The sequence below is a fragment of the Siminovitchia sediminis genome, from assembly GCF_042680885.1.
Lineage (GTDB): Bacteria > Bacillota > Bacilli > Bacillales > Bacillaceae_C > Siminovitchia > Siminovitchia sediminis.
The window spans coordinates 13,602-27,017 of sequence record NZ_JBHUEO010000035.1 but is presented as its reverse complement, the minus strand read 5'-3'; the positions used below and the strand labels follow the sequence as shown (position 1 = coordinate 27,017).

13 protein-coding genes are annotated in these 13,416 nt (G+C 44.6%); 2 read left to right on the top strand and 11 right to left on the bottom strand.

What is annotated here, in order from left to right; translation table 11 throughout:
* Nucleotides 1-159: 159 nt before the first annotated feature.
* From cccB to ACFSCZ_RS12280, 8 genes are all read right to left on the bottom strand, one after another.
* The gene (cccB, locus tag ACFSCZ_RS12315; protein WP_380774230.1) at nt 160-504 is read right to left on the bottom strand and encodes a cytochrome c551; all 345 of its coding nucleotides are present in this window, start codon (nt 502-504) and stop codon (nt 160-162) included.
* A gap of 120 nt (nt 505-624) precedes the next feature.
* Nucleotides 625-1,723 (bottom strand): peptide chain release factor 2 gene (gene prfB, locus ACFSCZ_RS12310; protein ID WP_380774229.1). Its coding sequence is split into 2 segments (ribosomal slippage): nt 625-1,659 and nt 1,661-1,723, totalling 1,098 coding nucleotides; the frame shifts between segments, so codons are not numbered across the junction.
* A 40-nt stretch (nt 1,724-1,763) separates the two neighbouring features.
* A complete protein-coding gene (gene secA, locus ACFSCZ_RS12305) occupies nt 1,764-4,277 on the bottom strand; it encodes a preprotein translocase subunit SecA (protein ID WP_380774228.1) in 2,514 nt (837 codons plus the stop codon).
* Between the two features lie 274 nt (nt 4,278-4,551).
* On the bottom strand, nt 4,552-5,109 hold the full coding sequence (hpf, locus tag ACFSCZ_RS12300) for a ribosome hibernation-promoting factor, HPF/YfiA family (protein ID WP_380774227.1): 558 nt from the start codon (nt 5,107-5,109) through the stop codon (nt 4,552-4,554).
* A gap of 149 nt (nt 5,110-5,258) precedes the next feature.
* Nucleotides 5,259-5,606 (bottom strand): flagellar protein FliT, encoded by a 348-nt coding sequence (gene fliT / locus ACFSCZ_RS12295; RefSeq protein WP_380774226.1) that lies wholly within the window; start codon nt 5,604-5,606, stop codon nt 5,259-5,261.
* A complete protein-coding gene (gene fliS, locus ACFSCZ_RS12290) occupies nt 5,603-6,010 on the bottom strand; it encodes a flagellar export chaperone FliS (protein ID WP_380774225.1) in 408 nt (135 codons plus the stop codon). The genes fliT and fliS overlap by 4 nt, the downstream gene beginning before the upstream one ends.
* Nucleotides 6,011-6,033: 23 nt before the next feature.
* Nucleotides 6,034-8,049, bottom strand: a complete 2,016-nt coding sequence (gene fliD / locus ACFSCZ_RS12285; RefSeq protein ID WP_380774224.1) for a flagellar filament capping protein FliD — start codon at nt 8,047-8,049, stop codon at nt 6,034-6,036.
* Nucleotides 8,050-8,067: 18 nt separating this feature from the next.
* Nucleotides 8,068-8,424, bottom strand: a complete 357-nt coding sequence (locus ACFSCZ_RS12280) for a flagellar protein FlaG (protein ID WP_380774223.1) — start codon at nt 8,422-8,424, stop codon at nt 8,068-8,070.
* Between the two features lie 198 nt (nt 8,425-8,622).
* On the opposite strand from ACFSCZ_RS12280, the gene ACFSCZ_RS12275 reads away from it, so the two are divergent.
* The gene (locus ACFSCZ_RS12275; protein WP_380774222.1) at nt 8,623-8,877 is read left to right on the top strand and encodes a hypothetical protein; all 255 of its coding nucleotides are present in this window, start codon (nt 8,623-8,625) and stop codon (nt 8,875-8,877) included.
* Between the two features lie 147 nt (nt 8,878-9,024).
* Nucleotides 9,025-9,627 carry a Dph6-related ATP pyrophosphatase gene (locus tag ACFSCZ_RS12270; protein ID WP_380774221.1) on the top strand — a complete coding sequence of 201 codons (603 nt, stop codon included), beginning with the start codon at nt 9,025-9,027 and terminating at the stop codon, nt 9,625-9,627.
* 338 nt (nt 9,628-9,965) lie between these two features.
* Here ACFSCZ_RS12270 and ACFSCZ_RS12265 read toward each other — a convergent pair whose 3' ends face one another.
* From ACFSCZ_RS12265 to ACFSCZ_RS12255, 3 genes are all read right to left on the bottom strand, one after another.
* Nucleotides 9,966-10,523 carry an HPP family protein gene (locus ACFSCZ_RS12265; RefSeq protein WP_380774220.1) on the bottom strand — a complete coding sequence of 186 codons (558 nt, stop codon included), beginning with the start codon at nt 10,521-10,523 and terminating at the stop codon, nt 9,966-9,968.
* 405 nt (nt 10,524-10,928) lie between these two features.
* Nucleotides 10,929-12,422: an aldehyde dehydrogenase family protein gene (locus tag ACFSCZ_RS12260; RefSeq protein ID WP_380774219.1), complete on the bottom strand. Its 1,494-nt coding sequence runs from the start codon at nt 12,420-12,422 to the stop codon at nt 10,929-10,931.
* Nucleotides 12,423-12,442: 20 nt separating this feature from the next.
* Nucleotides 12,443-13,408: a PDR/VanB family oxidoreductase gene (locus tag ACFSCZ_RS12255; RefSeq protein ID WP_380774218.1), complete on the bottom strand. Its 966-nt coding sequence runs from the start codon at nt 13,406-13,408 to the stop codon at nt 12,443-12,445.
* Nucleotides 13,409-13,416 lie beyond the last annotated feature (8 nt).

Genomic DNA, 13,416 nt, shown 5'->3' with positions numbered 1-13,416 from the left:
ACAGGTCTAGGTGGATGGGAATCTTTTTCTTAAAAATAAAAACACAAAAATCTAGATACAAGTCGTCTAAATGTAAAATAAAAAAGCCTGTAGAGAAAAAAACATATACTTTCTCTACAAGCTGACAAGCTTGTTTCAGCTTGTCCTTTTACATGCAATTTATTTTTGTTCGGCTAACCATGCAGCGACTTGATTCGCTTCGTCACCTGAAATGATGCCTGCCGGCATTCCCGGGCGTCCGTTTTCAATGACGTCCAAAATTTCATCTTCACTTAATGTACCGCCAATTTTGTCCAATGCCGGACCGTTGCGCCCCTCAAGGTTTTCACCGTGGCAGCTGGAGCAGTTTGCTTGATAAACCGCTTCGGCACCGTTAGAGGCTGTTTCTCCGCCCCCGCCTTGGTCACCGCCGCCGGCATTTTCGTCATCGCCGCCCCCACCGCAGGCAGCAAGTCCGAGTGCCAAGCAGGAGCTCGCTAACAAAGCCCACAATTTTTTCTTCAAGACATCCATCTCCTTTTTAAAAATGGTGCTCTTTTAGTATACCAAGATACTGGTTTTTTTAAACAAATAAGGGGTCAAAGCCTTCCTTAAAATGGAAAAAAAGTGACAAATATTAGCAACTTACAGCCGGGAACGGAGATAAGCGTTGATAAATATATCAATATCCCCGTCGGTTACGGATTGAACATTTCCAACTTCTGTGTTGGTCCGGTGGTCCTTCACCATCGAATACGGGTGGAAAACGTATGATCGGATTTGACTGCCCCAACCGATGTCCATCTGCTCTCCCCGAAGTTCGGCCAGCTCCTTTTCTTTTTCTTCTATTTCTCGCTGATAGAGTTTGGCTTTAAGCATTTTCATGGCACTTTCCCGGTTCTTGATCTGTGAACGTTCATTTTGGCACGTGACAACAATTCCTGTCGGCAAGTGAGTGATCCGGACAGCGGAGTCGGTCGTATTTACGTGCTGGCCTCCCGCACCGCTTGAACGATACGTATCAACTTTCAAGTCCTCGGACCGCACTTCGATTTCAATATCGTCATCAAATTCAGGCATGACTTCGCAGGAAACAAACGACGTATGTCTCCTTCCGGAAGAATCAAAAGGCGAGATCCTGACAAGCCGATGTACGCCTTTTTCAGATTTTAAATAACCATAGGCGTTATGTCCTTTTATCAGCAATGTTACACTTTTGATCCCCGCTTCATCTCCAGGCTGATAATCGAGTGTTTCCACCTTGAATCCATGCTTTTCAGCCCAGCGCGTATACATACGAAGCAGAATTGAACCCCAGTCCTGAGATTCTGTGCCGCCCGCACCCGGGTGAAGTTCCAGAATCGCATTATTTTTATCATACGGGTCGCTCAGAAGCAGCTGCAATTCAAACTGATCGAGTTTGTCCTTGAATTCTTTCAGTCCATCCTCGAGTTCTTCCTCCAGGTCAGCATCCCCCTCTTCCTTCACAAGTTCAAGGGTGACTTCGAGATCTTCCTGATTTTGGAGAAGTTCTTTATAGTCGCTCACTAAATCTTTTAGCGCGTTCGCTTCATTAATGACTGCCTGTGCAGTACTTTGGTCATCCCAAAATGTTGGATCAGCCATTTGTTCGTCTAATTCGGCTATCCGTGTCTCTTTTTCTTCTAAGTCAAAGAGACCCCCTAAAGTCAGCTAACTTCTTAGCCGTATTTTCCAACTCACTTCTAATTTCAAACAGTTCCATATTACCACCTCAACTAGATTATGCCGTTCGGCAGCTGTTCTTATGCCAGCCGGCCGTGGCAATGTTTGTATTTTTTCCCGGAACCGCATGGACATGGTTCGTTTCGTCCGACTGATTCCTTGCGACGTACCGGTCTTCTTTTTGCTTTTCCGCCTTCTTCTTTCGGATTCACCGCCTGGCCTTTGGCAACTTCTTCGCGTTGCAGGTTGCTGCGGATCTCGGCTTTCATCACGAATCTTGCAACTTCCTCTTCAATGGAGGCAACCATATTTTCAAACATGTTGAATCCTTCGTTTTGATATTCACGTAGCGGATCCGTTTGACCATAGGCCCGCAGATGAATTCCCTGTCGAAGCTGATCCATTGCATCAATATGATCAATCCATTTCGTATCAACCGCGCGGAGCATCACTACTTTTTCAAATTCCCGCATTTGTTCAGCAGTTAACTGTTCTTCCTTTTCGTCATACCGGGCTTTGACTTTCTCAAAAATCAATGCCTCCATCTCTTCAGGATCACGTCGTTTTAGATCCTCTGCCGTAAGGTCTCCTTCCGGAAGAAGATTGGCATTGACAAATGCCACAATTCCATCAAGGTTCCAGTTCTCTTCTTCTTCACTGCCGGGGGCATACATTCCAACGACACGCCCGATGACCGATTGAATCATGTTCTCGACAACGGGGCGAAGGTCTTCAGAAGACATCACTTCATCACGCTGTTTGTAGATGATTTCCCGCTGTTGCCTCAGGACATCGTCATATTGAAGCAGCTGCTTACGCGCGTCAAAGTTATTGCCTTCCACCCGTTTTTGGGCAGACTCAACGGACTTGGAAACAAGCCGGCTTTGAATCGGCTCGGAATCATCCATCCCGAACTTTTCCATCATGTTCTTCAGATTGTCTGTACCGAAACGGCGCATCAACTCGTCTTCCATAGACAAGTAAAACTGGGTAACACCCGGGTCTCCCTGACGTCCGGAACGTCCCCTTAGCTGGTTGTCAATCCTTCTTGATTCATGGCGCTCTGTACCGATAACGGCCAGGCCGCCAAGCTCCAGGACGCCTTCCCCCAGTTTAATGTCGGTTCCGCGCCCGGCCATGTTCGTTGCAATCGTTACCGCGCCTTTATTTCCGGCTTCCGCAATAATTTCTGCTTCACGCTCATGATTTTTCGCATTGAGCACGTTATGGGGAATTCCCTGTTTTTTCAGCAAATCACTGATTAATTCAGATGTTTCAATAGCAACTGTACCGACAAGAACGGGCTGCCCTTTTTTATGGCGCTCCGCAATATCATCCACCAGCGCTTTGAACTTCCCTTTCATGGTTGCATAAATCAAATCAGGGCGGTCATCCCGGATAATCGGCTTATTTGTCGGTATCGCAATGACATTCATGTTATAAATATTCCGGAATTCTTCTTCTTCTGTCTTGGCCGTACCTGTCATTCCGGCCAATTTTTCATACATACGGAAGTAGTTCTGGAAAGTAATCGTCGCCATGGTCATTGATTCATTTTGAATATCGACGCCTTCCTTTGCTTCAATCGCCTGATGGAGCCCTTCGCTGAAACGGCGCCCTTTCATCAACCGCCCGGTAAATTGGTCAACGATAACAATCTGCCCGTCTTCTACAACATAATCGACATCTCGATGCATGCTGACATTTGCTTTTAAAGCCTGATTAATATGGTGGTTCAACGTTACATGTGATATGTCAAACAAGTTGTCAATACGGAAAGCGCGCTCTGCTTTATTGATTCCCTCTTCTGTCAGTTGAACACCTTTTGTTTTCTCATCATACGTATAATCATCGTCTTTTCTTAACGTTTTAACAAACGCGTTGGCCTGAAGGTATAACTGGGTAGACTTCTGGGCCTGTCCGGAAATGATAAGCGGTGTACGGGCTTCATCAATTAAAATCGAGTCCACCTCGTCAATAACTGCAAAGTGGAGGGGCCTTTGCACACGGTCTTCCTTATAAATCACCATGTTGTCACGCAAATAGTCAAAGCCGAATTCATTGTTCGTCCCATAGGTGATATCCGCTTCGTATGCTGCTTTTTTTTCTTCCTTGGACATACTGTTTAAATTCAAGCCGACAGTAAGGCCCAAAAATTCGTATAGTTTTCCCATCTCTTCAGCATCCCTGCTGGCCAGATATTCGTTTACAGTGACAACATGTACGCCTTTTCCTGTCAATGCATTCAAATAAACCGGCATCGTTGCAGTCAGTGTTTTACCTTCACCGGTTTTCATCTCTGCAATATTTCCTTCATGGAGCGCAATTCCGCCCATTAATTGGACAGGATATGGATATAGGCCTAACACGCGCCGCGCCGCTTCGCGCACAACGGCAAATGCCTCGACAAGCAGGCTGTCCAGTGATTCTCCTCCTGCAAACCGGCTTTTAAAGCGATCTGTTTGCTCACGGAGCTCATCATCTGTCTTTTTCTCCATCTCGGATCCGAGTTTTTTAATCTCGGCCGCTTTTTTTTCCAGACGGCGCAGGTCACGTGTGTTTGAATCAAACAATTTTGTTAAAAAAGCCATCATTTTATATTAACTCTCCCTTTATGATCAAGTACGGGCTATTTCTCATACTCTTGTTGGTTCGCAGGGCGAACTTCATCTTTATATTTTAACACTAACAAAGTCTCTGTGACAATAAGAGGAGGGACGGATGCAAAGTTCCGCAAAAAGGGGTTTTTCCCCAAAAAGATCTGAATTTTTGCGAAAACTTGCATCTTATGACCATGTATTAAAAGGATTTATCTGATAGACAGATGAATCAAAAAAAGCACGCAGCACGCGTGCTTTTACAGGTCGGTCAGCTTGTTTCTATTAATCCGTACTTGCCGTCTTTCCGGCGGTATACGATATTGGTGCCGTTTGTTTCTGCATCTGTATAGATGAAGAAATTATGGCCCAGCATATTCATTTGCAGAACAGCCTCTTCGCTGTCCATAGGTTTTAAATCGAAACGCTTCGTACGAACGATGGTTAGCTCATCCTCGTCATCGTTAGTTTCCTCCGCTGCACCATTGATTCCAGCAGCAAACAACTGCTGCAAATCACCTTTTTCACGAAACTTACGATTTACTTTCGTTTTGTGCTTGCGGATTTGCCTCTCCAGCTTGTCGACGATCAAATCGATGGCTGCGTACATGTCATCATTTACTTCTTCGGCCCGCAGCACGAGCTGTGGAAACGGGATGGTCACTTCCACTTTGGATTTCTTATCAGGATTTACTTTTAAATTTACATGCACATTTGCATCAGGAGTTTCGGTAAAATACCGCTCTAGCTTGCTTACTCTTTTTTCTACGTGATCTCGAATAGCTTCCGTTACCTCGATGTTCTCACCGCGGATTTGATACCTAAGCATATAAAACTCCTCCTTTAAAGGCTATGTATATATACTTCTATACTTCTTCCCGGAATCCTGCAAAAATAAGCGGAAGTTTTTGTCGAATCATCGAACAATCAGTCGAATGACGCGATTCATATTGGAACAAAAGCGGCAGCTTTTCCCCATTATTGCTTTTTATCATAAAAAACGCCATCGTTCCGCATGTGAGAGTATGGTTGGTTGTATTTAGCCGCCGATGCTTTTTTGATTTGTATTGCGTTAAGATCCCGTAAAACATACCTATGGAGATTTTCCAGCAAAGATGACAGTTCTTTATGCAATTCAAGCATTTCCTTGCCTGCTGCAACTTCCTCTTTTGTAAAAGGAGGATGGATGTCCCGAAGCCATTCTTCGCGTTCTGCCAAAAGAGATTCAATCACTGTGATCGTTTCTTCCCGGTTCGCTTCCTCCATCGTTTGGATCCGGTCGATTAAAACCTTCGTAATGGACAGGCATTGAAGAACGGCACTCATCGCCGCACACTTTCCACAGGTAAATGAGTGCGTTGCCTGTTTATCTGAATGACCTGTTTCCAAGTATCCCGTAACTCGCTTATAAGCTCCTCCACTTCCTCTAAAATGGAGACGTCTTGATGAATATTTGCTTCGATCAGCCGCCTGTTGGCATACTCATATAAAGAACGCAAATTTTGTGACAGGATGATGTCCATATTCAACGTAACATTCAATTCCGAGATAATATTTTGTGCCTTCTGGATGTTTGTATTCCTTTTCTCAATGTCTCCTTCGCGGATGGCCTGTTTTGCTAAATGGATGAACTTCAGACATCCATTATAAAGCATCAGGGTCAGCTCCCCAGGAGAAGCTGTCGTCACTGAATTGTTCTGGTACGCCTCATATGGATTTATTCTAGCCATGATTCCACTCCTCATCTATATTCCTAATACCCGCCAAATTGCTGCATCAAATAAGCATATTGATTGTTTGCCTTTTGAATTGCCTTTTCCATGGCAGTAAACTGCCGCCACAGTCGGTCTTCATACATTTTCAGCCGGTCTTCAAAACTGTCGATATTTTTATCCATGGATAGGAGTTCCCTGCCCAACGCAAATTGATGGTTGGTCGCAGTCGGCCGGCCGGCCCGGTCATATATTTTGGCAATGGACTGGTTGACCGAATCAGATAACTTGTGAATAACGCCCCGGTTGGCGTCCGTCGTACCGGTGCCTCTAAACAACTGCTCCACAGCCTCCGGATCTTGCTCAATGGCTTCGCGCAGTTTATTTTCGTTGATTTCCAGCTTCCCGCCGTCCATATAATTGGGGGTTGTCGTAATTCCAATCGCAGCAAGCATCGTATACATGCTGTTCGTCTCCACAGAACCGGACATATCCAACCGCATTTGCGACAGCACACCGGATAAAATGGGGTCGCCCTTTAAATGACCGCTTCTCGCCAGCTCCTCCCATTTTTCCTGCTGTTTGTCAGACAACTCCTCGCGCTCATCATCTGTAAGCGGAAGATAATCTCTGTGCCGCTCTTCATTGAGCTTTTTATTTATTTCATCAATAAGCGTGTTATATTTGTCAACAAATTCCTTTATGGTGTTGAATACTCCTTCGGAATCGTTGGAGACGCTAACCGTGATGGGCGGATCGGTTTCCTTTAATGTTTGTTTCAGCGTAAAGGTGACGCCGTTCATGGAGAAGGTGTTGGATGTACGCTGAGTTTCGAGACCGTTGATGGTAAAGATGGCGTTTTGGCCTTCGGTCTCTTTCGCTTCAGTTCCATCTATCTTCATAATTTCTGTAAGAAAAGAATTGCCGCTCTCCAGGATGAAATCAGACTCTCCCTGTTTAAAATCACCCGTTTCCTTTCTGGTCATAGTCAGTTTCCGGGTATGGTCATCAAAAAACATCGTGATGCCTGCTGAAGATTCATTTACTTTACGGATGACTTGATTCACCGACTCGTTTCCGGCCACAAAAATCCGCTCAGTAACCGTCCCTTTTGAAGTATGGGCGCCAATGGCAAAGTCCGTATAGTTTTGAGTAAAGGTCACTGATACTCCAGCGTTTTCTTCCAGCGGCTCGTGAAACAGGATATTCCCATTTCTCAAATCCACCCTTCCAATTTCAGAACCAGTTGAATCTTTTAATGCCGGGTGGCCGCTTTGATCCACATCACCGCTGTCTATTACATACTGGGTACCATTTACCGACAATGAAGAAATATCAACCGATCCTTTGCCAAGGCTGATAATCTTCTGGTCTTTACCGGCGGTATGTGTGACTGTTTTCTGATCAACCACATAATCAATCTTTACAGAACTTCCCTCTTTCAGTTGGTCGCCAAATGTCAGGGTGCTTCCATCGAAATAAACTTCCCCTACGCCGGGTGTTGGATTGGACACAACGTTATATGCCTGTCCATTTACCTTCACATTCACGGATGTTCCCATTTGAATGTTTAGCTCTGCAACATTTAAGGTATTCCCGGAAGCCGAGAGGGTCTTCGTTTCAAGCACGCCCTTTTTCCACATCGTATCCCAATTACCAGGATTTCCAAGTTCATTTTTTTGGTAAAATAACCCTTGGTTCAGATCCACATCTTCTCCCAGCTCCCCGCCGACCCTCGTCGCCGCAGCTGCCAGCTGATCAACCTTGGAAATCGTATAAGAAGCCTGGGAGGCACCACTGGCTGCAGTGGCTGAAACTCTTGCTTCATCCGTTGAAGAAACCATTCTTGCCCGGTAATTGCTCGTCAGCTTCAGCTGCGTCAGCTGATCGCGAAAACCGAGAAGGAGCGTATTGATGGAACGGTAGTCATCCCGTTTCCATTCCAATATTTGTTTCTGCTGTTTTAATTTATCAAGAGGCATTCTTCTGACCTTCATCATGTCCTTGACGATGGAATCAATATCCATGCCGCTGGCTAAACCGCCGATCCGCACCACTCATTCACTTCCTATTCTTTAAATCTTTTTATCTAACAAGAGACCCATGGCATCTGCCATGGCAGCAAACATATCGAGAAGTTTTTTCGGGGGGATTTCCCTCACCACTTCTTCCGTCTCCTCATTGATCACTTTCACAAAATATTTATTGAGCTGATCATGATATTCAAATTTTAAATACTGCTTCGATTCTTTTAATCGTTTATTCGCAAATGATACTGCCTGTTCCATCAAAGCTCTCGCTTCTTGTTCCGAAAGCACGTATGATCGCTCCGTCGTTGCCGACTCCAGGGATGTTTCTCTATTATTGTTCATAGAGCGTGCAGGCATCTCAGTGCCTTCCACTGTGAGCCTACCTCCGATTGATCCAATCATACTACTTCTCTCCTTCGGCAAAATTTCAATTCTCTTCTTTTAATATCGGCGCATTTATATCATCCTTTATAAGAAATTCGGCCGAGAATATGAAAAAAGCCCATTTTGGATGATTCCCCCCATGTTCATTCCCTTTCCCGAGACAAATGCATAGGATAGGTTGAAAATTCCAATAAAAAAGATGAGGGGGAACCTGCAATGAATCATTATTATCAAACAGATGAATACGGATATCCAGTGGCTATTCCACCCCAGATAGAGGGAGCAGGATATCCGGTCCCTATGCAGCAGCATACGGATGGAGCAGGATATCCGGGAATGCCGCATAACGATGAAAGAATTTGGGGAGGACCATTTTTCAGACCCTGGGGATGGGGATGGGGTTGGGGATTTGGCGCTCCTTTCTTCAGGCCTTGGGGCTTCGGTTTTCCGTTCTTCCCGTTCTTCTGGTAAATAAATGACTGCGCAAACCGGACAAATCTTGTCCGGTTTCAACAATTCACGCTGTTATTTCCCAGGAAATGCGGTTTAAATACCATTTTTTCAGGTATGATCGTGTATGATAATAAGAAAGAAAAACTATTATTGGATGTGATTTGTGTGAATCGGATAGCACTGTCGTGGAGCGGCGGAAAAGACAGCTGTATGGCCTTGCATGAGTTGATTGCCGCTAAAAAAGAAGTGGCCTGCCTGGTTACAACGGTTCCGAAGGAAACTGGAAAAACATTTGCTCATCAGGAAGATGTAATGAAAATTACATCCCAAGCCCATGCTCTGGGAATTCCATTGGAACTCATCCATTGTACATATGATACATATACCGATGACTTTCTCAAAAAATTAACGAAGCTCAAATCACAATACAGGTTGAAAGCCATTGCGTTTGGCGATATGTACCTGAAAGGCCACCGGGAATGGGGCGAGAAGCTGGCGAAGGCAGCCGGACTGGAGGCACTTTATCCGTTATGGAGCGAACAAAAAGACATGCTGAATCGATTACAGAGATTTGTGGATGCCGGATATAAAGCAGAAGTCATAAAAGTCCGGGAAGATGTCCTTCCGGCAGAGTGGGTCGGCCGCCAGGTGGATCACTCCTTTGTGAAAGATATAAGCGAAAAACAAGTATGTCCCATGGGAGAATCAGGAGAATACCATACGTTTGTATTGGATGGACCGCTATTTCAAAGAGAAATAAAAAGATAGCCTCCCATTTCCCTGTTTATTTTGGGAGGGAAGCGGGAAAAAGAAGGATACAAATGTAAAGGAGTGAAACGAGATGAAAAACAAAGCAATGTGGACAGCCCTTGGATTAGGAGCTGCATACTTAATGAGAAACGAAAAATCCCGAAACAAAATCATGAACCAGCTAAAAAGCATGGGTTCCTCAAAAAAATAACAGCGGCCGAAACGCCTCTGATTTTTGTGCAACCCTATGGTTTGTCGGCCCTTACAACAGATGGGTACTGCCCATCTGTTTTTGCTTGTATAAGAAAGAAAAAATTAGAAGAAACCGTCCAGAGTCCCTTCTAATGTAAAAAAATCTATATCCAAAATGTCGGGTAAATCCGATCCCGGCGCAAATTGTTAATGAGTAATGCAAATCCAACTACAATGAGAGAACCAATTAAAACAGGAGAAAATAAGAAGCTCCAGTTATAATCCCCCATCATAATGACGAGCGGATTGGCACCTGCCGGCGGATGGGTTGTTTTTGTCAACATCAATACAGCAATAGCCAAGCCTACTGCCAGCCCAACGGCCCAAGCTTCATTCCCGAACAAATGATACATGGCCAAACCGACAAAACTTGAAATCATATGGCCGCCAATTACATTTCTCGGCTGAGATAATGGTGCATTCCAAGCTCCGAAGACGAGCACACAGCTGGCACCAAAAGGAGCCATTAACCAGGCTGTTGATGTAACACCCGTAAGAATCCCCAAGGCAGAAATCGTTAAAAACCCTCCGATCAATCCTGTCATGGCGTCCTTGACGTCTACCTTTAAAGGGCTTACACCCTCCCCTTTCATCTTCGAGATAAAAGGAAAGGACAGTGCAGTATATTTTTCTGCTTGGTTTGTCAACCTTTGGCCGTTCATTCCTCGTCTCCCTTTCGGTCTGCAGTCACATTCAAACTTGTATCTTTTACATTGTTAGAGGATCATTTTAAATCGAGAGACAGCTCTCATTTCTGTACAATCATTCATCTAAAATTCCACAGTATTTCCAATCCAATGGGCTGTCTCCTTCATTTTCTTGTCAACAGACATTAAAAAAAGCCGGGACAAAAGGTTTTTCTTAAAGAAAAATCCGAACGAACCGGTAGATGCCTGCTCCGGAAATATATTTTCCGCGGAGGGCCGGTGAGCCTCCTCGTGCTGCCGCACTGAAGGGGCTCACCGAAGCCTTATCTCCCACGGAAGTCTGCGTATATTTCCTGCGTGTATAATGTTCGTCTTTAACTTTGCATACTTTTGTTATGTCCCAGCCACTTTCCTGCCGTCTTACTTGTTGGGGAACCAGCCGGAAGGCTCTACTTCAAGGTTCACATTAATTTGTTTGATTTCCTGGAAATCATCCAATCCATAGGTTCCAAGGCTGCGGCCGATTCCGCTTTGCTTGTATCCGCCCCATGGAGCTTCGTTATATGTTGGGCCAAACGTATTGATCCAAGTAATTCCTGCACGTACTTTTTTGATTACACGCATCGCCTTGGCTCCGTCGTTTGAGAACACCCCGCCGGCGAGTCCGTATACTGTATCATTGGCAAGTTGGATGGCATCTTCTTCATCCTTGAATTTTTGAATCGTAACAACAGGTCCAAAGATTTCTTCCTTCACAATTCTCATATCGGAAGTAACATCTGTAAATACAGTCGGCTCAATGAAGAATCCTTTATCCAATCCGTTTTCAGTCAGACGGCGGCCGCCACAAGCAAGCGTAGCACCTTCTTTTTTACCAATTTCAATGTACTCCAAGATGGTGTTCATTTGGCTTTCGCTGTTGATGGCACCCATTTGAGAACTTTCATCTAATCCTGGTCCCACTTTTATTAATTTTGCTCTTTCAACGAAAGTTTCTACGAATTTATCATAAATGCTTTCTTCTACTAAAATCCGGCTTCCGGCTGAACATACCTGGCCGGAACCAAAGTAGATTCCCATTAACGCATAGTCGATTGCTGTTTCAAAGTCTGCGTCGGCAAAAATGATGTTAGGAGACTTTCCGCCAAGCTCCAAGGAGATTTTCTTTAAGTTCCCTGCGGCTGCTTTCATGATTTCGCGTCCCACTTCAGTGCTTCCTGTGAAGGAAACCAAATCCACATCATCGCTTTCTGCAATGGTCTGTCCAACAACCGATCCTCTACCCATAACAAGGTTCACTACACCTTTCGGAACGCCGACTTCTTCAATGATTTCGACTAACTTCATGGCAGTAATCGGAGTAGCTTCTGCCGGCTTATAGACTATAGTATTTCCTGCTGCCAAAGCCGGTGCAATTTTCCATACACTCATCAATAGCGGGAAGTTCCAAGGTACAATCAAACCTGTTACACCCACTGGCTCTTTGACGATCATGGCCTGGACATTTTCCGGCACTTGGTACGTTTCCCCTTCTGGAGCAAGGATTAATCCTGCATAGTAACGGAAGGCAGCAGCGGCATCAGCAATATCAAATTCAGCCTCAGCTTTGATTTTTCCGTTATCCATGACTTCCAGTTCAACAAGCTCTTCTGCTCTCTCATCAATTTTGTCTGCAATTTTATGCAAATACTCGCTTCGCTCATGAGCTGTCAGACCAGACCAAACACCGCTTTCAAAGGCTTCTCTTGCTACCCTGATCGCTTCTTCTGTTTCTTCTTTTGTCGCTCTTGGAGCCACTGCGATGACTTCCTGATTGGCCGGATTGATTACTTCGTTTTTATCTGTGTTGGAGGAATCTCTCCATTCTCCATTAATATAATTTTTTAATTCTAATACTTTTGTTGTTACTGTCATTTAAACCACCTCATGTGTTGTTATATTTTTAAAACTAGTTTTTCTTCCTCTTCCTTGGCTCTTGAGCAGCATGTTAAAATACTGTTTCTTTCAGCTCTTTCTTTATCACTGAAGAAGATGTCCCGGTGATCCACCTCTCCTGAAACAACCTCTAGTTCACACTGACCGCATCCGCCGGCTCTGCATGAATAAGGTGCTTCAATACCAGCTGCCAATAGTGCCTCAAGCAGCGTCTGTTCTTCGGTAACTTGTATTACCTTTCCATTCACTTCCGCAACAAATGGGTTTTTTGGTCCTGTGTCGTTGGCAAACAGTTCAAAATGAATGGATTTCTCAGGATAGCCATAGGCCAGAGCTGCTTCCTTATATTCTGTAACCATGGAAACTGGCCCGCAGAAGTACACATGGCTTCCAATTCGATGGTTTTTCATCGTTTCAGGAGTCATCCTGTTCGGATTTGATGTCCTTGAAAAATAAAACGTACATTTTCCCGGATATTTTTCATTTAAGTAATCATAGTAAGCACATTGTTCTTTTGTTCTTGCTGCATAGTGAAGCTCAAATGTCTTACCTTGGACTTCCAGGTCAGCCATCATGGTCAAGAACGGAGTAATTCCAATTCCCGCCGCATAGAATACATGATGTTTCGCGTGAAAACCTAATGCGAAATGATTCTTGGGCAGGCTTGTCTTCACTTTATCTCCTACTTTGATATGGTCGTGCCAGTAGACAGAGCCTCCTCTCGAATTTTCGTCACGATTGATTGAGATAGAATAGTGAGTCCGGTCTGTCGGATGGCTCACAAGGGAGTAGTCCCTGTCGATGATTTCACTTCCGGTGTCTACATAAGTGGTAATATGCGCACCTCCGGTAAAGGCAGGCAATAATTGCCCGTCAACCGGATATAAATAGAACCGTTTTACATTTTCGGTGATCTGTTCGATCTTTTCTACAACCATTTCAACGTTTCCATATACTCTCAACACTTGTCTCA